Consider the following 25,076-nt stretch of genomic DNA (forward strand, 5'->3'; position numbering starts at 1 on the left):
GCGCGTTCGAAAATGCTCTAAACAGCGCCGATGACCCGGACCCCGGACCCAGAGATCGCCGCCTGCGCCCCGCGCCGCCTGTTCATCAAGACCTACGGCTGTCAGATGAACGTTTATGATTCCGAGCGCATGGCCGACATCCTGCGCCCGCTGGGCTATGCCGCGACCGACACGGTCGAAGACGCCGACTTCGTCATCCTGAACACCTGCCACATCCGAGAGAAGGCGGCCGAGAAAGTCTATTCCGAGCTGGGCAAACTGCGGATGTTGAAGGAGGAGAAGGCCCAGGCCGGGGCGGGGGCGATGACCATCGCCGTGGCCGGTTGCGTGGCCCAGGCCGAGGGCGAAGAAATCATGCGCCGCCAGCCGGCGGTGGATCTGGTGGTCGGGCCCCAAGCCTATCACCAGCTGCCCGAGCTGCTGACCCGCACGGCGCGGGCGCGGGGCGAACGCATCGGCGCCGACTTCGCCCCGGTCGAAAAGTTCGACGCCCTGCCCGCCACGCGCGGCGTGGAGGGGGTGACCGCCTTCCTGACGGTGCAGGAGGGTTGCGACAAATTCTGCACCTTCTGCGTCGTGCCCTATACGCGCGGGGCCGAATGGTCGCGGCCGGTCGCCTCCATCCTGGCCGAGGCCCGCGAACTGGCGGCGCGCGGGGTGCGCGAGGTCACCCTGTTGGGCCAGAACGTCAACGCCTATGACGGCGAAGGTCCGGACGGAAAACCCTCGACCCTGGCGCGCCTGGCCTATGCCCTAGCAGACATCCCCGGCATCGACCGCATCCGCTACACCACCAGCCACCCCAACGACATGTCGGATGAACTGATCGCCGCCCATGGCGATCTGGACGCCCTGATGCCCTATCTGCACCTGCCGGTGCAGTCGGGGTCGGACCGCATCCTGCGGCTGATGAACCGCAAGCACGGCCGGGCGAAATATTTCGACCTGATCGACCGCATCCGCCAGGCGCGACCGGACATGGCCCTGTCGGGCGATTTCATCGTCGGCTTCCCTGGCGAGACCGACCGCGATTTCGAGGACACGATGGATCTGGTGCGCCGGGTCGGTTACGCCAGCGCCTTCTCCTTCATCTATTCGCCGCGCCCCGGCACGCCCGCCGCGACCATGGCGGCCCAGGCCCCGGCCCAGGTAGCGAAGGACCGTCTGCACGCGCTTCAGCAACTGTTGATTCAACAGCAGATCGCCTTCAACGAAAGCCAGGCGGGCAAGACCCTGCCCGTGCTGTTCGAAAAGGTCGGCCGTCATCGCCAGCAGGCCATCGGCCGCTCGCCCTATCTGCAGTCGGTCCATGTCGAGGACGCGCGCGACCTGATCGGCCGTATCGTCCCGGTGACCATCACCAGCGGACAGCAGAACAGTTTGACCGGCCGGCTCGTTACGCCTTCGGCGACCCGCGACGGGGCGGACGTCGCGCGTCAACCGACAGAGGCCGCATAGTGGCGAAGGACACCGACTTCATTCCCCTGAACGCGGTCGAACTGGCGGCCGTGGTCGGCCCGGCCAGCCGCCACATCGCCCTGGTCGAGGACGCCTTCAAGGTGTTGATCGAACAGCCCGGCGCGGGGGTCTCGGTCAACGGCTCGGCGCGGGATCGCGGCCAGGCCCGGCGGGTGATAGAGGACCTGGCCTCGCGCGCCGCCATGGGCGCCGAGGTGACCGAGGCCGATGTGCGCGCCGCCCTGGGCGCCGTCATGGGCCGGGCCATGCCCGCCGCCAGCGCCGACGCCCCGACGGTCGAAAGCCCCAGCGGATCGGTGGCCCTGCCGGTCGGACGGCGCGGGGCCATCGTGCCCAAGACGGCGGCCCAGGCCCGGTACCTGGAGACCCTGGCGCGGTGCGAGCTGAGCTTCGGCGTCGGCCCGGCGGGCACGGGCAAGACCTTCCTGGCGGCGGCCTATGGCGCCAGCCTGCTGCGGCGCGGCCAGGTGGACCGGCTGGTCGTCACCCGCCCGGCGGTCGAGGCGGGCGAAAAGCTGGGCTTCCTGCCCGGCGATCTGAACGAGAAGGTCGATCCCTATCTGGCGCCGATCTGGCAGGCGCTGGACGACATACTGGGGCCGGACGAGGTGCGCCGGCGCCGCGACAAGGGCGAGATCGAGGCCGCCCCCATCGCCTTCATGCGCGGCCGGACGCTCAGCCACGCCTTCATCATCGTGGACGAGGCTCAGAACACCTCTCGCCTGCAGATGAAGATGGTCCTGACCCGCGTCGGCGAAGGCTCGCGTATGGTGGTGACGGGCGACCCGTCGCAGGTCGATCTGCTGAATCCGCGCGATTCCGGCCTGGCCCACGCCCTGCGCATCCTGGACGGGGTCAAGGGGGTGGGGATCGAGACCTTCAGGGCTGAGGACGTGGTTCGCCACGCCATGGTCGAGCGGATCGTGCGCGCCTATGACGCCGACGCCGCCAAGCGCCGCCCCGCCCCCGACTTGGAAGACGCGGACTGATCGCCGTGGCCGCGCCCGTGATCGACATCGAGATCGAGGATGAGGCCTGGGCGACGGTCCCTGACGTCGAGGCGCGTGTCCAGGCGGCGGCCTCCGCCGCCCTGGGCGACGTCGAGGGTGCGGTGGTCGTGCTGCTGACCGACGATGCGGCGGTGCAGGATCTGAACGCCCGGTTCCGGGGCAGGGACCGGCCCACGAACGTGCTGTCGTTTCCGGCGCCCGAGACGGCGCGGCCGCATCTGGGCGACCTGGTGCTGGCGCACGGCGTCTGCGTCGCCGAGGCGGCGGAACAGAACAAGACGGTCGCCGATCACCTGAGCCATCTGGTCGTGCACGGGGTTCTGCACCTGCGGGGCCGGGACCATGAAGACGAGGCCGAGGCCGAGGCGATGGAGGCCGAGGAGCGGACCATCCTGGCGACCCTGGGCGTGGCCGATCCCTATGCGGGGGACCGATGACGGGGCGGATCGAGACGGTTCTGGGCCATCGCTGGGCGCGCATCGGCCTGGCCCTGGCGGCGGGCGCCGGGGCGGCCCTGGCCCATACGCCGTTCGGCTTTCTGCCCGGCATGCTGGGCTATCCGCTGCTGATGCTGCTGGCCGAACGGTCGGCGACCGTGCGCGGGGCGGCCTGGATGGGCTGGCTGGCGGGGTTCGCCTATTTCCTGATCGGCTGCTGGTGGGTGGCCGAGGCCTTCCTGGTCAATCCGGCCCAGGCCTGGATGGCGCCCTTCGCGGCCAGCCTGCTGCCCATGGGGCTGGGCCTGTTCTGGGCCGCGGCCATGGCCCTGTATCGCCGGTTCGCGCGCCCGGACGCCTGGCGCGTGCTGGTCTTCGCGGCCCTGTTCGGCCTGCTGGAATGGCTGCGCGGCCATGTTCTGACCGGCTTCCCCTGGAACCCGGCCGGAGCGGGGTGGAAGGCGGGATCGGCGGCGTCCCAGTTCGCGGCCGTGGCCGGGGTCTATGGATTGAGCCTGGTCACCGTGGCCGCCTTCGCGGCCTTCGGGCCCCTGGCCGTGGCCGGGCCGCGGCGCGGGCGGATCGTCGCCGCCGGGCTGGGCGCCCTGGCCCTGGCGGGCCTGGTGCTGGGCGGAACGGTGCGCCTGGCCCAGGCGCGGGTCCAGCCGACCGCGGTCACGGTGCGGATCGTCCAGGCGGACATCGCCCAGGACTACAAATGGTCGGCCGACGCCTATGGATCCATCGTTGATCGCTACCTGAACCTGACCACCCAGCCGGCCGCCGTCCGACCCGATGTGGTGGTCTGGCCCGAGGGGGCACTTCCGGCCACGGCGGCCGACGTCTTCGGCCCAGGATCGCCCGAGGCGGACGCCCTGGCCCGGGCGCTCCAGCCGGGCCAGACCCTGATCATGGGCCTCAGCCGGGGCCAGGCCGATCCGTCGGCCGAGGGCGGCGCCCGCTATTTCAACAGCCTGTTCGTCCTGCACGACGAAGGGGCGGCGGGGCTGCGGATCGCCGCCGTCTATGACAAATACCGGCTGGTGCCGTTCGGCGAATACCTGCCCCTCGGCGCCGTGATGAGCGCCCTGGGCGTACGCAGCCTGGTGCATGTGCCGGCGGATTTCAGCGCCGGGCCCCGCCCCGCCCCGATCCAGATTCCCGGCGCTGGACGGGCCCAGCCCCTGATCTGCTACGAGGGGCTGTATCCCGGCTTCACCCCCGGCGCCGGCGGCCGGCCGGGGTGGATCGTCAACATCTCGAACGACGCCTGGTTCGGGGCGACCTCCGGTCCGGTCCAGCATCTGAACCTGGCCGCCTATCGGGCGATCGAGACCGGACTGCCCATCGTCCGATCGACCCCGACGGGGGTCTCGGCCCTGATCGACTCCTGGGGCCGAGTGGGCGCGCACGACCGTCTGAACGCCGGCGAGAGCGGGGTGATCGATGTCCGCCTTCCGCATCCGACCGCCGTGACACCCTACGGCCGGTTCGGCGATCTTCCGGTCCTGTTCATGATCCTGGCCGGCCTGTCGCCCGCGTTTCTCGGGGGCCGTCGTCGGGTCTTGCCACAATGATGTCCGGACAAAGTGCAAGAATTTAAGTGACAGCGGGACCATTCCATCGCAAACCCTCGGCTGGGGCTAGTCTTACGGAAGGTCCTCATGCCCAGAAGCGCTGCGGAACACGGCCCGCATCCCGTCGATCGCCACGTCGGGCGGCGTGTCTGCGAGAAACGGATCAGCCTGGGCTATAACCAGAGCGACCTCGGCCGCGCCCTGGGCCTGACCTTTCAGCAGATCCAGAAATACGAGAAGGGCGCCAACCGCATCTCGGCTTCCAAGCTGTGGGACATCGCCCGCTTCTTCAACGTCGACATCGGCTATTTCTTCCAGGGCCTGGCGGCCCAGCCGGGCCTGGCCGAGGGCGAGGCGCCGGCGTTCGAGCACGACTTCCCGGCCACCCGCTATTCCATCGAGGTCGCCCGCCTGACGCCCAGCCTGCCGGTGCGCCAGCAGAAGCTGGTGCTGGACATGGTGCGCGAGATGGCCGGAAAGCCCGGCGACGAACCCGCCTGAGCCTCCCGGCCCCTGGCCCCCTTATTCTCCGGACGACCGGCGCGAGCGGCCGAAGTCCGGGGCCTTGGCCTTCTGGTCGGCCCAGTAGGCGGCGCCGTCGTCCGGCTTGAACATGGTGCGCGGGGTTCCGTCGCGCGCCACCACGGCGAAGGTGTTGGTCGAGGCCTGGTAGATCAGGGTGTCCCCATTCGGTCGCTTGGCGATCTCGGCGTCGCGCGGCGGATTGCCGGTGAAGGCCGTCACCCGGGCCAGATAATCCTCGGCCGAGCGCGCCCCGAAGGCCGCGCCGTTGCGGCGGTACAGACGCTCGATCTTGGCGTCCGTCGTCTCGCGCCGGTTGGCGGTCAGAACCGGCCGCGCCTCGGCCGGCGGGGCGGCTTCGTTCTCGGCGGGCAGGGCGGCCAGGGCCGCGGCCGGCGCCGGCTCGGCCCCCCGATCCCGCGTCTCGACCGCCGAGGAGCGTTCGCATCCCGCCAGCCCCAGGACGGCCAGGGCCGCCGCGATCATCATCCTGTCGGTCATGGTGTCCTCCCGCTTTCGACCTACCGGCGTTATCTAGTCACAGGTTTCATGTTCTTGCAATGTTCCGCTCCGGCATCGGCGGGCGCCGTCTCGACCTTGTCGTCTTCGGCCGCTAAACCCGGACCATGAGCACGGGCGCCCTGAATGGCCGCAGGATCCTTCTGATCGTCGGCGGCGGCATCGCCGCCTACAAGGCGCTGGAGCTGGTGCGGCTGATCCGCAAGGCGGGCGGCGAGGTCCGCGCCATCCTGACCGCCGGCGGGGCCGCCTTCGTCACCCCCCTGTCCCTGGCCGCCCTGACCGGACATCCGGTGCGCGAGGGCCTGTTCGCCCCAGACGACGAGACGGCCATGGGCCATATCGAACTGTCGCGCTGGGCCGATCTGGTGGTGGTCGCCCCGGCCACGGCGGGCCTGATCGCCAAGGCGGCCAACGGCATGGCCGACGACCTGGCCTCGACCACCCTTCTGGCCACGGACAAGCCGGTGCTGATGGCTCCGGCCATGAATGTGCGCATGTGGCTGCATCCGGCGGTCGCCGCCAATGTCGCGCGGCTGGACGGGTTCGACGGCGGCACGGGCTTCCACTGGGTCGGGCCGGACGAGGGCGAGATGGCCTGCGGCGAGTTCGGCCCCGGCCGCATGGCCCAGCCGGCCGCCATCCTGGACGCGGCCGAGACCTTGCTGTCCGGCGCCGCCGATCAACCCTTAAGAGGACGCCGCGCCCTGGTCACCGCCGGCCCCACCTTCGAGGCGGTCGATCCCGTGCGCGGCCTGACCAACCGGTCCAGCGGCAAACAGGGCTACGCCATCGCCGGCGCCCTGGCCGCCCTGGGGGCTGAGGTGACCCTGGTCTCCGGCCCGGTCGCCCTGACCGCCCCGCCGGGGGTGACGCGGGTCGCCGTCGAAAGCGCGCTTCAGATGCAGGCGGCGGTCCAGGCCGCCCTGCCGGCCGACATCGCCGTCCTGACCGCCGCCGTGGCCGACTGGCGCGTCGACGCGGTGGCCTCGGGCAAGATCAAGAAGGCGCCGGACGGGCCGCCGACCCTCAGGCTGATCGAGAATCCGGACATCCTGGCCGGGCTGTCGGCCGCCGGTCCGGACCGTCCGGCCCTGGTCGTCGGTTTCGCGGCCGAGACCGAGAACCTGATCGAGAACGCCCGGGCCAAGCTGTCACGCAAGGGCTGCGACTGGATCGTGGCCAACGACGTGTCCGACGACGTCTTCGGCGCCGAGGGCAACGCCGTCACCCTGATCGAACGCTCGGGCGGTGAAGAGGCATGGCCGCGCCAGTCCAAGGCCGCCGTGGCCCGCGCCCTGGCCGTCCGTATCGCCGACCATTTCAAGGCCCCCGCATGACCACCCTGCGTATCCAGCGCCTGCCCCATTCGGAGGGCCTGGCCCTGCCCGCCTATGAGACGGCGGGATCGGCCGGCATGGACCTGCGCGCGGCCGTGGCCGAGGACGCGCCGATGACCCTGGAGCCGGGGGCTCGCACCCTGGTTCCCACCGGCCTGAAGATCGCCCTGGAGCCGGGCTATGAGGCCCAGGTGCGGCCCCGTTCGGGCCTGGCGCTGAAACACGGGATCACCTGCCTGAACAGTCCCGGCACCATCGACAGCGACTATCGCGGCGAGGTCGGGGTGATCCTGGCCAATCTGGGCCAGGCGCCGTTCGTCATCCGCCGCGGCGAACGCATCGCCCAGATGGTCGTCGCCCGCCACGAACAGGCGGCGGTGGCCGAGGTCGAGAGCCTGGACGAGACGGCGCGCGGCGCGGGCGGATTCGGCTCCACCGGCCGCTGAGGCAGCCTTTTTCGCCGACCGGCGTTAACCCTGTCGCGGCCAAGCTGGGCCGCTGACGCGGGAGGTGCGGCGTGGAAACGTTCTTCGACCAGATCGGGGCCCTGGCGGGCGGGCTGTTCAGCCTGACCCAGACCGGGTTCGACGGGGTCAATCAGGTGATGGGACTGCTGATCGCCGTCATCGCCGCCCTGGCCATGCCGGCCTGGAGCCGCCTTTGGGCCACCGCCCTGGGGGCCACGGTGATCCATCACCTGATCAACGCCCTGCGGCCGGTGCTGGACGGGGGCGATTTCGCCCTGCCGCCGTTGCTGACCCTGGGCTTCTGGATGCTGACCCTGGCCCTGTTCCTGGGCTATGCGGTGGTGATCGCGGTCTTCTTCCTGATCCGCACCCTGCTGACCGGCGGACACCGCCACAGCCACGCCCATTGAGTCGCTCGCGCTTCCGATTTCCGTCAGGACGGTATCTCGGCTAGGCTGGCGGCCAGAATTCGGAGGCCGCCCATGCCGATCACCGGTCCCCAGGCCCGCGCCGCCCGCGCCCTGGTCGAATGGCCGCGAGACCACGTCGCCCGGCTGGCCGGGCTGGTTCCCGGCGCCCTGGCCGATTTCGAATACAGCCGTCTCGATCTCGATCCGGAGGCGAAGCAAAGGCTGGTCTCGGCCCTGGAATCCGGCGGCGCCGTCTTCATCGAAGAGGACGAGGCCGGGGTCGGTGTGCGGCTGAAATTCCGCCGGGGCGACGCCCGCTCGATCAATCGGCTGGAGAACGAAGGCGGGCCGGTCGGAGACGACGACGTGGCCTGACAGTCAGAGCGCCCTTTGGCGCAGGCGTCAGTCCGCCTCGTCCGGCGTGCTGCGGTGACGGCGGTAGATCAGGCCCTCGCGCTCGCTTGGCTCGGCCCCCGGAATGGCGTGGCCATACAGTTCCAGCTTGTGGCCGACCAGTTCGAAGCCCAGCCGCTTGGCGATCTCGGTCTTCAGCCGTTCGATCTCGGCGTCGAAGAATTCGATCACATCGCCGGTCTTGGTGTCGATCAGGTGATCGTGGTGATCGTCGCCCGCCTCTTCATAGCGGCTGCGCCCGTCGCCGAAATCATGCTTCTCGACCACCCCCGCCTCTTCGAACAGGCGCACGGTGCGATAGACGGTGGCGATGGAGATGTGCGGGTCGGTGCTGGACGCCCGGCGGTACAGCTCCTCGACATCCGGGTGATCCTCGGCGTCGGATAGCACTCGGGCGATGACCCGCCGCTGTTCGGTCATCCGCATCCCGCGTTCGGCGCAAAGCTTCTCGATCCGGTCCATGAGGCGAAGATAGGCCGGGCCTCCGGCCTAGGGAAGCCATGGCGGGGGATTTCAGTCGCCCAGGACGCGCGCCAGGATCAGGGCGTCGACGGCCGGCCCGCCCTTGGGGTCTGCGTAATAGGCGCGCCGCCGCCCCACGGTGTCGAATCCGCACCGTTCATACAGGCCCCGCGCCGCGTCATTGGTCTCGGCCACCTCCAGGAACAGCCGGCGCCCGCCCCGGCCGGCGGCGCGGCCTGCGGCGGCCTGGACCAGGCGGGTCGCAACGCCTTGGCGTCGCGCCTGTGGCCGCACCGCCAGGGTCAGGATCTCGGCCTCGTCGGCCACGACCCGGACCAGGATGAAGCCGCCATCCTCGGCCTCGACGAAGACGCCCGCCTGATCCAGCAGGTCGGCGAAGGCCTCGGCGGTCCAGGACGTGGCGAAGGCCTGGGCGTGCAGGGCGGCCAGGTCCGCCGGACGGGTCATGGGGCCTCGCGCCGGGGCGCGCCGGGCCGCCGCGTCGGCGGGGTGGCGTCCGGCGCCCGCAGATACAGGGGGCGCGGCGGCGCCTGGGCCGGATCCGCCGCCAGGGCCAGCTGCGCCACCGCCGCCAGCCGGGGCGCGGCCAGGGGGATGACCCGCGCCCCCTCCCGTCCTTCCGCCAGCAGGGGCGCGCCCGATCCGACCAGGATCGGCCGGGGTCCCAGCCTGTCCGCCAGTGTCCGCGCCGCCTCCAGCGTCAGGGCCATAGGCTCCATCGTCGGCCGGCCGGCGTCAAAGGCGCGGGCATAGACCTGGCCCCGGCGGGCGTCGATCACCGCCAGGACCGGCCCCGGCGCCACATCAGGCTCCGACCCTACAGAGGCGGCCAGGGCGTCCAGGCTGGAAATCCCGACCACCGGCCGCCCTACCCCGGCCCCCAGGCCCTGGGCGAAGGCCAGGCCGACCCGCAGGCCGGTGAAGGAGCCGGGCCCCACCGTCACCCCGATGCGGTCGATGGTCTCCAGCGACAGGCCGGCGGCGGCCATCAGGTCGCGGGTCATCAGGGCGATCCGCTCCATCCCGCCGCGCACCATCGGCTGTTCCAGTGTCAGGATCGCCCGGTCGTCCTGGAACAGCCCGACCTGACAGGCGTCCAGCGCCGTATCGAGGACCAGCAGCCTCATCGCCCGCCGTCCCTTCCCCGCCGCGCGGTCGTGTCCGTCATGGGCGAGGCGCGGTCTGTCCGGCCTGACGAAACCGCCTCCCGCCCGCGCTTCAGGTCGCCAGGGCCGCCACGATGCGGATCACCGCCCGCCGCACCGGCGCGGCCGGAATGCGCTCGAACGCGGCGCCCAGGGCGGCGGCCTCGGGGCTGAGGGTCGGGGCGGGCCGGGGCGACGGAGCCCGGTCGTCCGTCTCGTCCGGAAAGAAATCGGCCGCCGGCGCGCCCAGAAGGGTGGCGATCCGGTGAAGGCGCGAGGCCGAAACCCGGTTCAGCCCTGCCTCGTATTTCTGCAGCTGCTGGAAACTGACGCCCGCCTGGGCCGCCAGGGCCGTCTGCGACAGGCCCAGCGCCATCCGCCGCGCCGCGATCCGCCGTCCGACCAGGCGATCGACCGCATCGGCGCTGCGCGTTCCCGTCTTGGCCATGGCCGCCTCCCTCATCGTCGATGCGGAAAGGTTTCATGAAACCATAAGGTTTGCAACCATAGTGTTTCAATTGTCTTCCAGCCGCCCGACAATCGCCGACAATTCCGCCACTTCCGACCGGGCCAGGTCGAACCGTTCACCGTTCGGCCGCGACAGGTGCAGGGCCTCGCCCCCCTCCTCGAACAGGGCCACGATGCGGCGTCCGTCCGTCAGCCGCACCACGCACCCCTGGCCCGGACGCGGCGCCTGGCCCGGGCGATAGGCGACCGTCACCCCCGCCGACGCCCAGGGCGCCATCTCGTCGCCGGTCAGCTGCATCATCCGCACCTCGGCCGATGGGGCAGGACGAAAGGCTCGGCCGGTCGCCTCGACCCCCGCGGCGGGCGCGGATACGGGCGGGGTCGCAGGCGGAGCGGCGCGCAGCAGCAGATCCTCGGGCGTGGCCTCCAGGGCCGCGGTCAGGCGGCGCTGGACATCGGGACGATACAGGCCCGGACGCCGCCCGGCCTCATACAGGCCCCAGCCCTGGCTGGTCATGCCGACGCGCTGTCCGGCCTCGGCCTGGCTCAGCCCTCGGTCGCGGCGCAGGTCCGCCAGGGCCTCGCCCAGCCGGCGTGTGTCATCGTCTGAAGTGAAGCGGGCCATGGCCCATCATGGCGCCGTCCGCCGCCGCGCGCGAGGACGAATTCGTTTCCCGGCGGACGGGTTCAGATCACCTGTTCGACCCGGTTCACCTCGGGCACATAGTGGCGCATCAGCTGCTCGACCCCGGCCTTGAGCGTCGCCGAGGACGAGGGACAGCCCGAACAGGCTCCCCGCATCCGCAGATAGAGCACCCCCTCGGCCTCGTCGAACCGGTCGAACAGGATGTCGCCCCCGTCCTGGGCCACGGCCGGGCGGATGCGGCTGTCCAGCAGCCCCTTGATCTCCGAAACGATTTCGCTGTCCTCCCCCTCGACCTCGGCCGGGACGGAGGCGTCAATCAGGGGCGCGCCTGAAACGAAATGGTCCATCAGGGTTGTCAGGACGCCCGCCTTCATCTCCGCCCAGGACGGGCCTTCGGGCAGGCGGGTCACCGAGACGGCGTCGGCGCCGAAGAAGACCCCCGCCACCCCGTCCAGGGCGAACAGGGCCCGCGCCAGGGGCGAGCCGCCGGCGGCTTCCTCGGTCGGAAAGTCCAGCGGCCCCTCGGGCGACACCGGGCGCCCGGGCAGGAACATCAGCACGTTCGGGTTGGGGGTGGTTTCGGTCTGGATGAACATGAAGCTCAGATGCGCCCGACCGCCCCCCGCTTCAACCCCGGGTGCGTCCCATCCCGCTCAAGCAGCGAGCCGCCGCGCGGCGAGCGCTAGCGCCCAATCAAGCCAGGTCTTCGATGTCCGCCTCGGTCAGTTCGCCCGGCACGATGGTGACCGGCAGCTTGCGGCCGGCGAAACCGACGCCCTTCAGCACGGTGGTGACCAGGGGTCCCGGCCCGCGCGACCCCGATCCGGCGGCCAGGACCATGATCTTGATCTCCGGATCGGCCTCGACCACCCGGCGGATGGCGTCGGGCGCCTCTCCGGCCTCGATCAGGAACAGGGGCGGGGCGCCCGATCGGTCGGTCGCCTCCTCCCCCAGCCGCGTCAGCAGGGCCTCGGCCTCGGCCCTCTGCTCGCGCTCGATCTCCTCGCGCACCCCGGACCAGTGCTCGTCCGACCCCAGGGGAATGACCCTGAGCAGGGCCACCCGCCCGCCGGTCGAGCGTGCGCGCCGGCAGGCGTAGCGCAGGGCCGCCTCGAACTCCGGACTGTCGTCGACGACGACAAGGAATTTGCGCGGCATGGCCCCTCCCGGCGCTTCAGGCGGCCAGGGCCGCCAGGGCGCGTATGGCCCCGTTGGCGATGGTCAGCTTGGCGAAGGTCCAGCCGGCGCCCGAGGCCTCGATCTCGTCGACCGAGGCGCGGATGGCCTCCACCTCGGCCAGGCGCGTCCCGATCCAGGCGTCGACGGCCGCCTCGGCCGCCGCCTCGCTGGCCCCGGCCGCCGCGCTGGATGCGGCGGCCACGGCGCGGGTCAGGTCACGCTGTTCCGACATCAGGTCCTCGATCAGGCGGCGCACGGCCAGCCGGTCGAAATGATCGCCGGACGGCACCCGCCCCGCCGCCGCGCGCAGCCGGTCGAAATCGAAGGCGGCGCCGACCTGGTGATACAGCATGGCCATGGACGGCTCGTCCCAGCCGGACTCCCTGGCCAGGTCGCCGATGTCGGCCGTGGCCACCAGGGGCCGCAGCATGGCGAAGTCGCGGGCCAGGTCGGCGGGGGCGCCCAGGGTCTCGAACGCCTGGACCCGCTCGTCCAGCCGCGCCGCCTCGAACCGGCTCAGCACCCCGCCGCCGGCGGCGCGCAGGGCGTCCGCCGCCGGGCGATAGGCGGCGATCAGACCGTCGACCGTCGTTTCGTCGCGCGCCGCCCGCTTGGACAGCCAGTAGGTCTGGCGCCGCAGCACGGTGGCGATCTCGCGATACAGGGCCGTCTGGGCCTCGGCCGGGATCTTCAGGTCCAGGGCCGAGACGGCGTCCCAGGCCTCGTCCAGGCGGAACACCTGGCGCGCCGCCTCGAAGGCCACCGTCATGGCCCCGGTGTCCACCTGGGCCGAGAGACGCAGCCGTTCGGGGAAGGTGGCGCCGCACATGTTGACGATCTCGTTCGACAGGACCGTCGAGATGATCTCGCGCTTCAGCCGGTGCCGCTCCATGTCGGCCTCGTATTTCGCCAGAGGCTCGGGGAAGTAGCGCACCAGGGTGCGGTGGAAGAAGGGGTCGTCCGGCGCCGTCGTGGCCACGATGTCGTCGAACAGCTCCAGCTTGGAATAGGCCGTCAGAACCGCCAGTTCCGGCCGCGTCAGCGCCTGGCCCGAAGCCTTCATCTCGGCCAGCTTCAGGTCGTCGGGCAGGCCCTCGACCTTGCGGTCCAGTTTCCCCTTGGCCCCCAGCCACTGCATGAACCGCTGCTGGGCGTCCAGGGCCGCGGCCCCTTCGTCCTGCTGCAGGGTCAGGGCCAGGGTCTGGTCGTAGTTGTGGGCCAGGACCTTCAGGCCCACCTCGTCGGTCATGGAGGCCAGAAGGGCGTTGCGGTCCGCCGCCTTCAGAGAGCCCGAGGCGATCGCCGTCCCGGTCAGGATCTTGATGTTGACCTCGTGGTCCGAGCTGTCGACCCCGGCCGAGTTGTCGATGGCGTCGGTGTTGATCCGCGCCCCGTTGCGCGCCGCCTCGATCCGGCCCGCCTGGGTCATGCCCAGGTTGGCGCCCTCGCCGACCACCTTGGCCCGCAGTTCGGCGCCGTCGATGCGGATGGCGTCATTGCCCTTGTCGCCGGCCTGGGCGTTGCTCTCGCTGCTCGCCTTCACATAGGTGCCGATGCCGCCGAAATAGAGCAGTTCCGCATCGGCCCGCAGGATGGCCTGCATCAGGGCGGCCGGATCCACGGCCTCGGCCTCGATCCCCAGCAGGGCCCGGATCTCGGGCGTCAGGTCGATCGACTTGGACGCGCGCGGGAATATCCCGCCGCCCGCCGAGATCAGCGCCTTGTCATAGTCCTGCCAGGACGAACGCGGCAGGTCGAACAGACGCTTGCGCTCGGCCCACGACTTGGCCGGGTCCGGGTTCGGGTCGATGAAGATGTCGCGGTGATCGAAGGCGGCGACCAGTTTGATGGCCTTGGACAGCAGCATGCCGTTGCCGAAGACGTCGCCCGACATGTCGCCGACGCCGACCGCGGTGAAGGGTTCGGACTGGATGTCCTTGCCCATTTCGCGGAAGTGGCGCTTGACCGCCTCCCACGCCCCGCGGGCGGTGATGCCCATGGCCTTGTGGTCGTAGCCGACCGACCCTCCGCTGGCGAAGGCGTCGTCCAGCCAGAAGCCGTAGTCGGCCGATATGCCGTTGGCGATGTCCGAGAAGGTGGCCGTCCCCTTGTCGGCGGCCACGACCAGATAGGGGTCGTCCCCTTCCCAGCGCACGACCCGTTCCGGCGGGATCACCGCCCCGTCGGCGCCGATGTTGTCGGTGACGTCCAGCATGCCCGACAGGAAGGTCCTGTAGGCGCGGATGGCCTCGGCCTGGATGGCGTCGCGGTCGCCGCCGCGCGGCAGGCATTTGGGATAGAAGCCGCCCTTGGACCCGACCGGCACGATGACCGCGTTCTTGACCTGCTGGGCCTTGACCAGGCCCAGGACCTCGGTGCGGAAGTCGTCGCGGCGGTCGGACCAGCGCAGGCCCCCGCGCGCCACCGGGCCGAAGCGCAGGTGCGCCCCCTCGATATGCGGCGCCCAGACGAAGATCTCGCGGAACGGCTTGGGCAGGGGCAGGTCGTCCAGTTCGCGCGAGGCGATCTTGATCGAGATGTGCGGCTTGACCTCGCCATCGGCCGTGGTCTGGTAGAAATTGGTCCGCTTGATCGCCTGGATCAGCAGCATCAGGCGACGCAGCACCCGGTCGTGGTCCAGCGACTTGACGTCCTGAAGCAGGGCCAGGCCCTTTTCGAACAGTTCGGCCGCCGCCGCCTCGCGGTCCTTGACCGCGCCGTCCGGGTCGAATTTCGCCTCGAACAGGCTCAGCAGCAGCCGCGCCATGTCGGGATATTCGCGCAGGGCCTCTTCCTGCACCGCCTGGCTGGGGTCCAGCCCGGTCTGCTGGCGATAGCGGGCCAGGGTCCGCACCAGGGCCGCCCGGCGCCAGTCGACGCCCAGCTCCAGCACCAGCCGGTTGAACCCGTCGCTCTCGGTGCGGCCGTCCCAGACGGCGCCGAAGGCCGCCTCGAACGGCCCCTGGATGTCGCCGAAGGTCAGAAGCTCGCCGCGCGGGTCCTCCAGCAGGAATTCATGGACATGGATTTCCGCATCGCCGGTCGGGCGGATGGCGTGGCCGAATTCCTCCAGCGTCTTCAGACCCATGTCCGCCAGGATCGGCAGGACGTCCGACAGGGGCACCGCCGCCCCGCGCCGATACAGTTTGAAGCGGAACCGCAGGGCCGAATCCTCGGGCCTGCGGAAGGCGCGCACGGCCACCGGCTCGCCGCCGTCCCGTTCGCCGCTGGCGTTCAGCCGGTCGATGGACTCCAGGTCGCGCACCGCCTCGTCGGCGTCATAGCGGTCGCGATAGCCGGCGCCGAAGGCCTCGGCCCATTTGGCGCTGGTCGGGCCCACGGCGATCTCGTCGAAATCGGCGTCGCGCAGGGCGGCCTCGAACCGGTCGACCCAGCCGCGCCCGGCCGCCGCCACCGCCGCTTCCAGGGCCTGCGGCTCGGGGTTCAGGTGATTCCCCGGCTCGAAGCCGATGATGTAGTGGATCCGCACCAGCGGCTGTTCGGACAGCTGCGGATACCAGGCCGAAACCCGGCCGCCCCAGGCCTCGGCCAGGATGCGACCGATGCGCTGGCGCACCGAAACATCGTAGCGCTCGCGCGGCACATAGACCAGGATCGAGGCGAACCGGTCGAACGGATCGACCCGGGTGAACATGCGGATGCGCGGCCGGTCATAGAGGTGCAGCACGCTCAGGGCGATGGACAGCAGTTCGTCCTCGCCGATCTGGAACAGCTCGTCCCGGGGGTAGTTCTCCAGGATGTTCCTCAGCCGCTTTTCATTGTGGCTGCCGGGCGCCTTGCCGGCGCGCTTCAGGGCGTTGGCCACCTTGCGCCGCACCAGCGGCACCTCCGATGCGGCGCGGTCATAGGCCTCGGCGGTGAACAGGCCGACGAACCGGGTCTCGCCCGACGGTTTGCCGTCCGGCCCGTAACGCTTGACCCCGATATAGTCCATGTAGGCGCGGCGATGGACGCGCGACCGGGCGTTGGCCTTGGCCACGGTGACCGGGTCGCCCAGGTCCAGCTGGCGCTTCATCTGTTTGGTCAGCACGGCCGGCTCGCTGGCCCGGCGCAGGACGGTGCGGTTCGGATCGCGCAGGACGCCCAGCCCCTCGGTGGGCTGCGACAGGGGCGCCTCGGCCTCATAGGCGCCGTCCTTGGTGCGCGGATATTCGTAGTCGCGCGCGCCCAGGAAGACGAAATGGTCCCCCTTCAGCCAGCGCAGGAATTCGGCCTGCTCGCGCACCAGTTCGGGGTCGGCGCCGGGGGCCGAGGCTTCCAGCTGGGCCACCGAGGTCTTCATCAGGGCCACCATGGCCTCGTGATCGCCCACCGCCGCCCGCACATCGGCCAGGGTTTCGGCCAGGCCCTCGCCCAGAGCGTCGCGCCGTTCCTGCGGCAGGGGATCGATGACGACCAGGATGACGGATTCCTGCCCCCCCGCCTCGGGCGTCACCGGGTGGAACAGGGCCCGCACCGAGACCCCGGCCTCGGCCAGTTCGCCCATGACGCTGTCGACCAGGAAGGGGCAGTCGTCCTGGATGATCTGAACCAGGTCATAGGCGCCGCGGCCCGCGTCGGTGGACAGGCCGCGCACGGTGATCTGGGCCGGCGCCCCGCAGGGCCGCGCCTCGGCGGCGGTCCAGGCCTCGGCCAGAAGGGCCGCGAAGGCCTCGGCGTCCAGTTCCGGGGTCTCGTCGGCGGCGTAGTCCTCGTGCGCCTGGGCCGCGAACAGCCCCTGACGGTCATCCAGGGCCTTGACCCCCAGCCGGCGCGCCATGGCCATCCTCAACGACTTCAGGTCGATGCTCTGGGACGGGGCGGGGCGCGTGTCGGCGGCGGACATGATGCTGCGTGACTCTTCAGACGCGGCGGGACGTCGCCGCACTCCGCTGACTAGGCCGTCCTGACGATCCGGGGAAGCCCCCCGCGCGCCTGACCGCCGTTCACCTCGTCCGATACGACAAGGCCGCCGGGCGCGGGGCGCTCGGCGGCCTGACGGGGGCCGGGTCCGGGAGGGGGGAGGGAACCGGCGCTCGCTTGACGACGGGGGCTTTGAGGGGAGGGAGGGGCCCGCGCCGTCTGAATGAAAGATAGGCGGCCCGCGGAGAGGTTCAAGTCTTCGCAGACCCTGTCCCGGCCTTGCCCCCCCGCGACACGGCGCCGCGCCCCCCGGCCGCCTTTCGGGCCTTGGTTTCGGGAGGCTTGGCGGGCGTCCGCCCGGCGCGGATCGGATCCTCGTCGGCATAGGGTTCGCCGTCGCCCGACAGCAGGATGGCCATCCAGCGCGAGCCGCGGAATTCCGCCAGCACGGCCATGGCCATCACCGCCAGGGGCGTCGACAGGAACATGCCCACCACCCCCCAGACCTTGCCCCAGAAGGCCAGGGCCAGAAGCACCACCACCGGGTCGATGTTCTGGTTGTCGCCCTGCATGCGCGGCTGGATCAGATTGCCGCTGATGAACAATATGGTCTGCAGCCCGATCAGCAGGATCAGCGCCGGCCAGTAGGTCGGGAACTGCACCAGGGCGAACAGCGGCGGCGCCAGGCCCGCCACGGCTCCGCCCAGCACCGGGATGAAGCCGACCACGAAGATGACGAAGGTCCAGAACTCGGCGTTCTGCAGGCCGACCAGCCGCATCAGCACCCAGGCGGCGGCGCAGATCATCACCCCGGTCACGGTCTGGACCCACAGATAGCCCTCGACCCCGCCGCGCACCCGCTGGAACACTTCCAGGGCCTCCGAACGGTTCTCGCGGTTGGGGAACATGCCGACGATCTTGCGCCGGAACCCCGCCTGGGACGCCAAGAGGAAGCCCAGATAGACCATGACGAAGAAGGCGCCGGACACGATCCCCTGGGCCTGGAAGGCCAGCTGGGTCAGATAGCCCCTCAGGTCGATGCCGGAAATCAGCTCGGCCGCGGTCGGCGGGGTGTCCACCCCGACCAGATGCGACAGGTCGCGCAGAACCTGGTCCAGACGCGGCCCGATGTTGGCGCTGACGCCAGAGGCGTCGGTGAAGAAGCCCGCCGCCCCGTCGACGATGATCCAGATCGACAGGATGAAGCCGGCCACCACCACCAGCAGGGCGGCGATCCCGGCCCAGCGGGGGCTCAGCCCGGCCCGCATCTCGATCCAGCGCTTCACCCCGTCGATCATGATCATCAGGAAGATGGCCATGGCCAGGGGCGTCAGAATGTCCCGCAGCCAGTAAACGGCCGCCCCGCCCGCCACCACGGCGATCAGCACCAGGGCGTTGCGGGCGACGGCGGATGTCGGAACGGCGATGGCGGGTTTCATGCGACCGTTGTCCGAGCCGACGGCCTGCGCGTCAATAAGGACGAGTCCTCTGTTTCACCCCTCAGATAACCGAGGTATGCAGTTGATCATGAACGAGGGGCCGTCATGAAAGCAACTATCTCAGCCGTCGCCGCCGCCTTCATCGCCGCGGCCGCGGGGTCGGCCCAGGCTCAGGTTCTCACGCCGGTGCCCTATACAGTGACCGGCTCCGAACCTGCCCTGCCCTACACCTTCAACGGCAGCGCCACGCCGTGCCCGCCCGTCTCTCCGGGCGGATCTTACCATTACGTCCAGATCCCCTTCACCGTCACGGTGACCGGCAGCTACATCCCGCCCGAGACGGGTCCCGCAACCGTGGACGGCATGGCCGCCATCTATGCGGCCCCCTTCGACCCGCTGAACCCGAGCACCAATTGCGTGTCGATTTCAGACGACGTGGGCGCAGCCATGATCCTGACGGCCGGAACACCCTATGTGCTGATCGGCTCGACCTACAACTCCGGCGCGACCGGCGACACCGTCTATACCTTCGACGGTCCGGGGGCGGTGGTCCTCGGCGCGCCGGCGGTCGTTCCGACCCTGTCGGCGTGGGCCATGATCCTGTTCGGCGGGCTGCTGCTGGCGGGTGGAGGCTGGATGATCCAGCGCCGCCGCCTGGCCTGAGCGAAGCAGTTTTCGACGCCTGGGGAATAAGCTAATCGGGGGGCTCAAGGAGACTCCCCGATGACCGACGCCCTTCCCGGCCTGTTCCTGGGCCAATCCCTGGCCGATGACGGCGCCCAGCCCCAGGTGCTGCGTTTCGACCGCGCCAATCGGCACGGGGTGGTGGCCGGCGCCACCGGCACGGGCAAGACGGTCACCCTTCAGATCATGGCCCAGGGCTTCTCGGACGCCGGGGTGCCGGTCTTCTGCGCCGACGTGAAGGGCGACCTGTCGGGCATCAGCCAGGCCGGATCGCCCAATGAGAAACTGCTGGATCGCGCCGCCGGCATGGGGCTGACCCTGAACCCGCGCGCCGCCCCGACCGTCTTCTGGGACCTGTATGGCCAGAAGGGCCACCCGATCCGCACCACCGTCAGCGAGATCGGCCCCCTGCTGCTGGCCCGGATGCTGGACCTGAACGAGGTGCAGGAAGGGGTGCTTTCGGTCGCCTTCCACGTCGCGGACCAGGAGGGGCTCCTGCTGCTGGACCTCGACGACCTGCGCAGCCTCCTGGCCTATGTGGGCGAAAACGCCGAGCGCATCGGCCGCGAGGTCGGCAATGTCGCCCCCGTCTCCATCGCCGCCATCCAACGGTCCCTGCTCCAGCTCGAACAACAGGGCGGCAAGGCCTTCTTCGGCGAACCGGCCCTGCGGCTGGAAGACATGATGCGGACGGGTCTGGACGGCCGGGGCCAGGTCAATGTGCTGGCGGCGGACCGGCTGATGTCCAGCCCGCGTCTCTACGCCGCCTTCCTGCTGTGGCTGCTGTCGGAACTGTTCGAACAGCTGCCCGAGATCGGCGACCCGGATAAACCGCGCCTGGTCTTCTTCTTCGACGAGGCCCACCTGCTGTTCCGCGACGCGCCCAAGGCCCTGCTGGAAAAGGTCGAACAGGTGGTGCGGTTGATCCGGTCCAAGGGAGTCGGCGTCTATTTCATCACCCAGAACCCGGCCGACATTCCCGACAGCGTCCTGGCCCAGCTGGGCAACCGCATCCAGCACGCGCTGCGCGCCTATACCCCCGCCGAACAGCGCGGGCTGAAGGCGGCGTCCGAGAGCTTCCGCGCCAATCCCGCCTTCAACACCGCCGAGGCCATCCAGGCCCTGGGGGTGGGCGAGGCCGTGGTTTCGGTCCTGGACGAAAAGGGCGCGCCCTGTGTCGTCGCCCGCACCCGCATCCGCCCGCCGGATTCGCGCCTGGGGCCCGCCACCGACGCCGAGCGCGCCCAGGCGATGGCCTCCAGCCCCGTGCGCGGCCTCTATGACACGCCGGTCAACCGCGAGTCGGCCCACGAGGTTCTGACCGGCCGGCGCGAGGACGCCCAGGCCGCCGATCTGAAGGCCCGCGCCGACGCCCAGGCGCGCGAAGAGGCCGAGGCCGAAGCCAAGGCCCAGGCCAAGGCCGACGCCCAGGCGGAAAAGGCGGCCCAGACGGCGGCCCGCGCCGCCGAACGCGACCGCCTGGCCCGCGAACGCGCCGCGGCCCGCACGGCCCCGCGCGCCCGCGCCTCGACCCGCCAGACGCCGATGGAGGCCCTGACCAAGTCGGTCCTGCGCACGGCCGGATCGACCCTGACCCGCGAAATCCTGCGCGGCGTCCTGGGCGGAATGAAGCGACGCTGACCCCCGCCACCGCGGAACCCCCGGATCTTCCCCGCTCGGGGGAGGGGAACCGCGAAGCGGTGGAGGGGGCTGGCCGAGGGCTCCGACCTTCGACCTCACACACTCCTCCCTCTCCCATAGGGAGAGGGCTTGAACGCCCAAGAGCCCGTCAGGGCGATTGGACTTGCGTGAAAGGGTGAGGGGTTTCGCTCTCACCGGGCGGGCGCCGTAACCCCTCACCCTTTCGGCTATGCGCATCGCTACGCTCTGCGAGCCTCAAGCCCTCTCCCAACGGGAGAGGGGTCAGGAACGCCAACTGCGCGCGCCAGGGAACCTAACCCTCTGACTTCACTCATCAATCCCCGCCGCCAACCCCATCTCGCACGCCTGGGCTGGGAACGGCCCTATACTCCCCAGGTCCCGTCGCATGGGGAGGCCGCGAGGCCAGCGACTTCGCGGCGGCGGGAGCGGAGGAAGCGGGGCTGTGCGTGTCACTCACACGCACGGGCCTGCGGTCGTCGGATCGGACAGTCATTGGCGACGGGTCCGGCGATCGAGGGAGGGTCGAGGGGGTTACTCTGGCCGTTCCGGGACCGGGTCGTTGGCCCGGCCCGCCCGCCGCGGGCCACCGGGAGTAGCCGAAAAGATCGGCGCCCGCCCCGAGCTCGTGGAAACCCTCCGTGCGGAGCGTCAGACCTCTCGCCGAACACGGCATCGAATGCCCAACCCAGCCGGGCGAAGGCCCGACGCTCCGCCGCCTTCCCGAACTTCGCAGCATCCGCTGGCGGAGGCGCCGCCAATTCCGCCCTCAAGCCGCGAGCCGCCGCGCGGCGAGCCTAGGGCAGGCCATTGCCCTCAAGCCGCGAGCGACCGCGTCGCGAGCATAGGGCGCAAACATCCTTCTCCCCTCGGGGGGAGAAGGTGTCATGCAGCGCATGACGGATGAGGGGGCTGGGTCCGCGCGAGGGTCGTCGGACGATGGGGATGGGTCGGGCCGCCCCCTCATCCGAGCGGCTCCGCCGCCCACCTTCTCCCGCAAGGGGAGAAGGACGATGGGGCAACGGAGGGGCTCTTGGGCCACGCGACGAACAGACCCCCTCCGCCTCGTCGGTTGTCGCCGCCGATCCACCTCCCCATCGCTGCGCGACAGGGAGGAGACGGGCCCGTCCCTACCGCCCGTAGGCCGGGGGCAGGGTTCCGGGGCGGGCGTAGCGGTCGCGCAGCAGGAACTGGCGGCTGGTCATCGGCTGGTCCTGGCCGTCGATGATGACCTGTTCGGCCTGGCTCAGCGGCTCCAGCGGGTCGCCGGACCAGATCACCAGGTCGGCCGCCGCGCCGGGGCGCAGTTCGCCGAACCGGCCCTCCATGCCGAAGATGCGCGCCGGGTTCACCGTGATGGCGCGGATGGCGGCGGCGTAGGGCAGGCCGTGCGAGACGGCGTTGCCGGCGTTGTAGCGCTGTTCCCGCGCCCGGTGGGTCGAGCCTTCCGAGCCCTTGATGGCGATCACCACCCCGGCGGCGTCCAGGGCGGCCGCGTTCTGCATCCGCGCGCCCCGCATCTCCAGGTTGGAGGGCAGGTTGTTGGTCACGTCCAGCAGCACCGGAACCCGCGCGGCGGCGATCTCCTCGGCCACCATCCAGCCCTCCTCGGCGCCGTCCAGGATGATCCTGACCCCCTCCTCGCGGGCCAGGCGCAGGACCTGGCGGATGTCGGCGGCGCGGCGCACGGTGACGATCAGGGGCATCCGACCCTCGACCACCGGGATCAGGGCCTCCAGGTCGGCGCGCGACAGGCTGAGATCGCGCAGGGCCGCCCGGTCGTAGGCGGCGCGGTTGCGGGCATACAGCCGCACCTCGGCCAGGGTCTCCTTGAACTGGACGAACTGGGCCCCGCGGGCGCCGCCGGCGATACCGGCCCCGGCCTCGCCGAACGGGGCCACCATGGCCACGCGCGGCTGGACCAGGATGTCGTCGTCCTGCGCCAGGTCGATGATCGCCGCCTGGCCCGCGAACAGGCCGGGCGACTGCAGGCCGGCGTGGCCGACCCCGGCGAAGTCGCTGTCGTCATGGGCGTGGGCGCCGCCGCCCCCGCCCGCATGGCTGGGCGTCACCACGGCGCGGGTCACCCCGCCCAGTCGCGCCACCGGCAGGGTGATCGACCAGGGATCCAGCCCATAGGAGACGTCGAACGAGGCCGAGATGGAGTTGGCGCTGTTGCTCAGGTCGTCCGATCCGCGCACCGAACCGATCTCGGATCCGCCCAGGCCGGAATCGACCACGACGAAGCCCGGGGTCACTGTCTTGCCGTGGGCGTCGATGACCCGGGCGCCGGACGGGGCCGGACCGGTTCCGACCGAGACGACGCGGCCGTTCTGGATCACCACCGTGCCGTTCTCGATCACCGAGGTCCCGGTCAGGACCCGGCCTCCGGTCACGGCCGTCAGGGACTGGGCGCCGGCGGGGGCGGCCAGGGCAAGGGCGCCAAGAATCGCGGGAAGGGCGGCGCCGAGGATGAGGCTGTTGAGACGCATCAGCGGGCTCCCTGATCGACGGTGGCGGCGGGCATGCCGAAGCCGGGCTGGCCCAGTTCGAAATCGGACACCGGCTGATAGGCGGGGTTCATGCGGTCGAAGGTCAGGGCGCCGTCGATGAAGACCTGATCGGCGCGGGCGTAGATGCTGAAGGGGCTGGCGCTCCAGATCACCAGGTCGGCGCGCTTGCCGGTCTCCAGGCTGCCGGTCTGGTCGGCGATGCCCAGGGACCGCGCCGGGTTCAGGGTGATCCAGGCGATGGCCCGTTCCTCGGGGATGTCCATCCCCATGCGGCGCCCGGCGGCCACGGCGGCGGCGGCCTCCTGGTTCAGCCTCTGGGTCAGCTGGGCGTCGTCCGAATGGATGACGGCGCAGCTGTTGGGCTGGGCGTCGACGATGGCGGCGTTGGCCTCGATGGCGTCCAGGGCTTCCATCTTGAAGCCCCACCAGCCGGTCCACATGTCGGCGCAGATGCCCTCGCGGGCCAGCATCGGGGCGATCTTGTAGGCCTCGATCGCATGGTGGAAGGCGGTGACGCGATAGCCGAACTCCTTGGCCAGATCGATCATCATGGCCATTTCGTCGGCGCGGTAGCAGTGGTTCTGGATCAGGATCGAACCGTCCAGCACGCCGGCCAGGGTCTCGTTCTGCAGGTTGCGGGTCGGCGGGCTGCCCTCGCCGGTCTCGCGCCATTTGTCCCACTTGGCCTTGTAGTCGCGGGCGGCGATGAAGGCGGCGCGATAGCCGGCCATATTGCCCATGCCGGTGGCCGGGCTCTGGTTGCGGCTGCCATAGACGCGGCTGGGGTTCTCGCCACAGGCCATCTTCAGCCCATAGGGGGCGCCGGGGAATTTCATCCCCTGCATGGTCACCGACGGCACGTTGCGCACCGTCACGCCACGCCCGCCGAACAGATTGGCCGAGCCGGGCAGGATCTGAAGGGTCGTCACCCCGCCGGCGCGGGCGGTGTTGAAGCCGGGATCCTGGGGCCAAAGGCTGTGTTCGGCCCAGACCTGGGCGGTGTTGGGGCTGGTGGCTTCGTTGCCGTCGCTCATCCCCATCACGCCGGGCGAGGGATAGACCCCCAGGTGGCTGTGGGCGTCGATGACGCCGGGGGTGACGAAGCGGCCGCGGGCGTCCACCACCTTGTGGCCGGCCGGGACCGGCGTATCGGCCCCGCCGACGGCGGCGATGCGGCCGTCGGTGACTACCACGACGCCGTTGTCGATCCTTGCGCCCGCCCCGGTCAGGACCGTCGCGCCCACGATGGCCATGTTCTCGGTCGGCAGGGGGGCGTAGGTCGAGGGATAGGGGTCGGGATTGGCCGCATAGTCCAGGCCTGGAGCCAGGGCCTCGCGCTGGCGCGGCGTGGACGACGAAGCGTCGCCGGTCGAACCGGTCGTGGCGCAGGCGGACAGGGCCAGGGCCGAAAGCACGGCCAGGCTGGCGCCGGTCAGGCGGTGTGATCGCATGGAAAGCCTCCCCCTCGCGCCAGGCCGGCGCACGGCGCAGGGATAGAAGAGGGCGCGGGCCCCGCCGTCAATCGCCCGCAGCGTCCGGCGCGTCCAAACGCCGCTTCGTCTCGACATCGTCCAGTCCCGCGATGGACAGCCGCTTCAGCCGCGACTGGCCGCCGCGCTCCAGGGTCACGCTGGACCGGGCCACGCCCAGCGCCAGCGCCAGCAATCGCACCAGGGCCGCGTTCGCCGCCCCATCGACCGGCCGGGCCCGCACCCGAACCTTCAGCACCGGCCGGCCTTCGGGATCGGTTTCCCAGCCCTCGATCCGGTCGGCCGAGGCGCCGGGCTGCAGCTTGACGAAGAGATCGGCCATCGCGCCCCCG

24 protein-coding genes are annotated in these 25,076 nt (G+C 70.8%); 11 read left to right on the forward strand and 13 right to left on the reverse strand.

Annotation, left to right across the window (positions count from 1 at the left end):
* The first annotated feature begins 30 nt into the window (after positions 1-30).
* The 5 genes from miaB to KF910_RS11200 all read left to right on the forward strand — a co-directional run bounded on the left by miaB (position 31) and on the right by KF910_RS11200 (position 5,004).
* Positions 31-1,458, forward strand: a complete 1,428-nt coding sequence (gene miaB, locus KF910_RS11180) for a tRNA (N6-isopentenyl adenosine(37)-C2)-methylthiotransferase MiaB (RefSeq protein WP_292262860.1) — start codon at positions 31-33, stop codon at positions 1,456-1,458.
* On the forward strand, positions 1,458-2,468 hold the full coding sequence (locus KF910_RS11185) for a PhoH family protein (RefSeq protein ID WP_292262862.1): 1,011 nt from the start codon (positions 1,458-1,460) through the stop codon (positions 2,466-2,468). The genes miaB and KF910_RS11185 overlap by 1 nt, the downstream gene beginning before the upstream one ends.
* A 17-nt stretch (positions 2,469-2,485) precedes the next feature.
* On the forward strand, positions 2,486-2,926 hold the full coding sequence (gene ybeY / locus KF910_RS11190; protein ID WP_292263033.1) for an rRNA maturation RNase YbeY: 441 nt from the start codon (positions 2,486-2,488) through the stop codon (positions 2,924-2,926).
* On the forward strand, positions 2,923-4,503 hold the full coding sequence (gene lnt, locus KF910_RS11195) for an apolipoprotein N-acyltransferase (RefSeq protein ID WP_292262866.1): 1,581 nt from the start codon (positions 2,923-2,925) through the stop codon (positions 4,501-4,503). Before ybeY ends, lnt begins: the two co-directional genes overlap by 4 nt.
* An 87-nt stretch (positions 4,504-4,590) precedes the next feature.
* Positions 4,591-5,004: a helix-turn-helix domain-containing protein gene (locus KF910_RS11200; RefSeq protein WP_292262873.1), complete on the forward strand. Its 414-nt coding sequence runs from the start codon at positions 4,591-4,593 to the stop codon at positions 5,002-5,004.
* Between the two features lie 21 nt (positions 5,005-5,025).
* Here the strand turns inward: KF910_RS11200 and KF910_RS11205 are convergent, their stop codons facing one another.
* Positions 5,026-5,526: an S-type pyocin family protein gene (locus KF910_RS11205; RefSeq protein WP_292262879.1), complete on the reverse strand. Its 501-nt coding sequence runs from the start codon at positions 5,524-5,526 to the stop codon at positions 5,026-5,028.
* Positions 5,527-5,651: 125 nt separating this feature from the next.
* On the opposite strand from KF910_RS11205, the gene coaBC reads away from it, so the two are divergent.
* From coaBC to KF910_RS11225, 4 genes are all read left to right on the forward strand, one after another.
* Complete coding sequence (coaBC, locus tag KF910_RS11210; protein WP_292262888.1) at positions 5,652-6,884, forward strand: bifunctional phosphopantothenoylcysteine decarboxylase/phosphopantothenate--cysteine ligase CoaBC; 1,233 nt, start codon at positions 5,652-5,654, stop codon at positions 6,882-6,884.
* Positions 6,881-7,330 (forward strand): dUTP diphosphatase, encoded by a 450-nt coding sequence (gene dut / locus KF910_RS11215; RefSeq protein WP_292262889.1) that lies wholly within the window; start codon positions 6,881-6,883, stop codon positions 7,328-7,330. The genes coaBC and dut overlap by 4 nt, the downstream gene beginning before the upstream one ends.
* Positions 7,331-7,401: 71 nt before the next feature.
* Positions 7,402-7,761 (forward strand): hypothetical protein, encoded by a 360-nt coding sequence (locus KF910_RS11220; RefSeq protein WP_292262890.1) that lies wholly within the window; start codon positions 7,402-7,404, stop codon positions 7,759-7,761.
* Positions 7,762-7,833: 72 nt separating this feature from the next.
* Positions 7,834-8,136 (forward strand): DNA-binding protein, encoded by a 303-nt coding sequence (locus KF910_RS11225; RefSeq protein WP_292262891.1) that lies wholly within the window; start codon positions 7,834-7,836, stop codon positions 8,134-8,136.
* A 27-nt stretch (positions 8,137-8,163) separates the two neighbouring features.
* Here the strand turns inward: KF910_RS11225 and KF910_RS11230 are convergent, their stop codons facing one another.
* The 9 genes from KF910_RS11230 to KF910_RS11270 all read right to left on the reverse strand — a co-directional run bounded on the left by KF910_RS11230 (position 8,164) and on the right by KF910_RS11270 (position 18,398).
* Positions 8,164-8,637: a Fur family transcriptional regulator gene (locus tag KF910_RS11230; protein ID WP_292262892.1), complete on the reverse strand. Its 474-nt coding sequence runs from the start codon at positions 8,635-8,637 to the stop codon at positions 8,164-8,166.
* 51 nt (positions 8,638-8,688) lie between these two features.
* Complete coding sequence (gene rimI, locus KF910_RS11235) at positions 8,689-9,105, reverse strand: ribosomal protein S18-alanine N-acetyltransferase (protein WP_292262895.1); 417 nt, start codon at positions 9,103-9,105, stop codon at positions 8,689-8,691.
* Positions 9,102-9,785: a tRNA (adenosine(37)-N6)-threonylcarbamoyltransferase complex dimerization subunit type 1 TsaB gene (tsaB, locus tag KF910_RS11240; protein ID WP_292262906.1), complete on the reverse strand. Its 684-nt coding sequence runs from the start codon at positions 9,783-9,785 to the stop codon at positions 9,102-9,104. Before tsaB ends, rimI begins: the two co-directional genes overlap by 4 nt.
* Positions 9,786-9,876: 91 nt before the next feature.
* Positions 9,877-10,251 carry a helix-turn-helix domain-containing protein gene (locus KF910_RS11245; protein WP_292262909.1) on the reverse strand — a complete coding sequence of 125 codons (375 nt, stop codon included), beginning with the start codon at positions 10,249-10,251 and terminating at the stop codon, positions 9,877-9,879.
* Positions 10,252-10,317: 66 nt separating this feature from the next.
* The gene (locus tag KF910_RS11250; RefSeq protein WP_292262915.1) at positions 10,318-10,896 is read right to left on the reverse strand and encodes a helix-turn-helix domain-containing protein; all 579 of its coding nucleotides are present in this window, start codon (positions 10,894-10,896) and stop codon (positions 10,318-10,320) included.
* A gap of 62 nt (positions 10,897-10,958) precedes the next feature.
* On the reverse strand, positions 10,959-11,513 hold the full coding sequence (locus tag KF910_RS11255; RefSeq protein WP_292262919.1) for a NifU family protein: 555 nt from the start codon (positions 11,511-11,513) through the stop codon (positions 10,959-10,961).
* A 97-nt stretch (positions 11,514-11,610) separates the two neighbouring features.
* Positions 11,611-12,075 (reverse strand): universal stress protein, encoded by a 465-nt coding sequence (locus KF910_RS11260; protein WP_292262921.1) that lies wholly within the window; start codon positions 12,073-12,075, stop codon positions 11,611-11,613.
* 16 nt (positions 12,076-12,091) lie between these two features.
* The gene (locus tag KF910_RS11265) at positions 12,092-16,942 is read right to left on the reverse strand and encodes an NAD-glutamate dehydrogenase (RefSeq protein WP_292262923.1); all 4,851 of its coding nucleotides are present in this window, start codon (positions 16,940-16,942) and stop codon (positions 12,092-12,094) included.
* Between the two features lie 268 nt (positions 16,943-17,210).
* The gene (locus KF910_RS11270; protein ID WP_292262925.1) at positions 17,211-18,398 is read right to left on the reverse strand and encodes an AI-2E family transporter; all 1,188 of its coding nucleotides are present in this window, start codon (positions 18,396-18,398) and stop codon (positions 17,211-17,213) included.
* A 105-nt stretch (positions 18,399-18,503) separates the two neighbouring features.
* Here KF910_RS11270 and KF910_RS11275 point away from each other — a divergent pair, with 105 nt between their 5' ends.
* Together KF910_RS11275 and KF910_RS11280 are read left to right on the forward strand one after the other, a co-directional pair.
* Positions 18,504-19,061, forward strand: coding sequence for an IPTL-CTERM sorting domain-containing protein (locus KF910_RS11275; RefSeq protein WP_292262927.1), 558 nt, complete (start codon positions 18,504-18,506; stop codon positions 19,059-19,061).
* Between the two features lie 60 nt (positions 19,062-19,121).
* The gene (locus KF910_RS11280) at positions 19,122-20,723 is read left to right on the forward strand and encodes a helicase HerA-like domain-containing protein (protein ID WP_292262929.1); all 1,602 of its coding nucleotides are present in this window, start codon (positions 19,122-19,124) and stop codon (positions 20,721-20,723) included.
* A gap of 1,148 nt (positions 20,724-21,871) precedes the next feature.
* Here the strand turns inward: KF910_RS11280 and KF910_RS11285 are convergent.
* The 3 genes from KF910_RS11285 to KF910_RS11295 all read right to left on the reverse strand — a co-directional run bounded on the left by KF910_RS11285 (position 21,872) and on the right by KF910_RS11295 (position 25,066).
* Positions 21,872-23,233: an amidohydrolase family protein gene (locus KF910_RS11285; RefSeq protein ID WP_292262932.1), complete on the reverse strand. Its 1,362-nt coding sequence runs from the start codon at positions 23,231-23,233 to the stop codon at positions 21,872-21,874.
* A complete protein-coding gene (locus KF910_RS11290) occupies positions 23,233-24,705 on the reverse strand; it encodes an amidohydrolase (RefSeq protein ID WP_292262934.1) in 1,473 nt (490 codons plus the stop codon). The genes KF910_RS11285 and KF910_RS11290 overlap by 1 nt, the downstream gene beginning before the upstream one ends.
* A 67-nt stretch (positions 24,706-24,772) precedes the next feature.
* A complete protein-coding gene (locus KF910_RS11295) occupies positions 24,773-25,066 on the reverse strand; it encodes a DUF167 family protein (protein WP_292262936.1) in 294 nt (97 codons plus the stop codon).
* Positions 25,067-25,076 lie beyond the last annotated feature (10 nt).

Origin of the sequence: Brevundimonas sp., from assembly GCF_019636155.1 — a bacterium.
Classification (GTDB): Bacteria; Pseudomonadota; Alphaproteobacteria; order Caulobacterales; family Caulobacteraceae; genus Brevundimonas.

Bases quoted from the DNA above. Each gene is read 5' to 3' on its own strand.
- KF910_RS11200 (WP_292262873.1), top strand. From the start codon at position 4,591: ATGCCCAGAAGCGCTGCGGAACACGGCCCGCATCCCGTCGATCGCCAC.
- KF910_RS11205 (WP_292262879.1), bottom strand. From the start codon at position 5,526: ATGACCGACAGGATGATGATCGCGGCGGCCCTGGCCGTCCTGGGGCTG.
- coaBC (WP_292262888.1), top strand. From the start codon at position 5,652: ATGAGCACGGGCGCCCTGAATGGCCGCAGGATCCTTCTGATCGTCGGC.
- KF910_RS11265 (WP_292262923.1), bottom strand. From the start codon at position 16,942: ATGTCCGCCGCCGACACGCGCCCCGCCCCGTCCCAGAGCATCGACCTG.
- KF910_RS11250 (WP_292262915.1), bottom strand. From the start codon at position 10,896: ATGGCCCGCTTCACTTCAGACGATGACACACGCCGGCTGGGCGAGGCC.
- KF910_RS11280 (WP_292262929.1), top strand. From the start codon at position 19,122: ATGACCGACGCCCTTCCCGGCCTGTTCCTGGGCCAATCCCTGGCCGAT.
- KF910_RS11255 (WP_292262919.1), bottom strand. From the start codon at position 11,513: ATGTTCATCCAGACCGAAACCACCCCCAACCCGAACGTGCTGATGTTC.
- KF910_RS11270 (WP_292262925.1), bottom strand. From the start codon at position 18,398: ATGAAACCCGCCATCGCCGTTCCGACATCCGCCGTCGCCCGCAACGCC.
- tsaB (WP_292262906.1), bottom strand. From the start codon at position 9,785: ATGAGGCTGCTGGTCCTCGATACGGCGCTGGACGCCTGTCAGGTCGGG.
- KF910_RS11260 (WP_292262921.1), bottom strand. From the start codon at position 12,075: ATGCCGCGCAAATTCCTTGTCGTCGTCGACGACAGTCCGGAGTTCGAG.
- rimI (WP_292262895.1), bottom strand. From the start codon at position 9,105: ATGACCCGTCCGGCGGACCTGGCCGCCCTGCACGCCCAGGCCTTCGCC.
- KF910_RS11225 (WP_292262891.1), top strand. From the start codon at position 7,834: ATGCCGATCACCGGTCCCCAGGCCCGCGCCGCCCGCGCCCTGGTCGAA.
- KF910_RS11290 (WP_292262934.1), bottom strand. From the start codon at position 24,705: ATGCGATCACACCGCCTGACCGGCGCCAGCCTGGCCGTGCTTTCGGCC.
- KF910_RS11295 (WP_292262936.1), bottom strand. From the start codon at position 25,066: ATGGCCGATCTCTTCGTCAAGCTGCAGCCCGGCGCCTCGGCCGACCGG.
- dut (WP_292262889.1), top strand. From the start codon at position 6,881: ATGACCACCCTGCGTATCCAGCGCCTGCCCCATTCGGAGGGCCTGGCC.
- KF910_RS11245 (WP_292262909.1), bottom strand. From the start codon at position 10,251: ATGGCCAAGACGGGAACGCGCAGCGCCGATGCGGTCGATCGCCTGGTC.
- KF910_RS11230 (WP_292262892.1), bottom strand. From the start codon at position 8,637: ATGGACCGGATCGAGAAGCTTTGCGCCGAACGCGGGATGCGGATGACC.
- miaB (WP_292262860.1), top strand. From the start codon at position 31: ATGACCCGGACCCCGGACCCAGAGATCGCCGCCTGCGCCCCGCGCCGC.
- lnt (WP_292262866.1), top strand. From the start codon at position 2,923: ATGACGGGGCGGATCGAGACGGTTCTGGGCCATCGCTGGGCGCGCATC.
- KF910_RS11285 (WP_292262932.1), bottom strand. From the start codon at position 23,233: ATGCGTCTCAACAGCCTCATCCTCGGCGCCGCCCTTCCCGCGATTCTT.
- KF910_RS11275 (WP_292262927.1), top strand. From the start codon at position 18,504: ATGAAAGCAACTATCTCAGCCGTCGCCGCCGCCTTCATCGCCGCGGCC.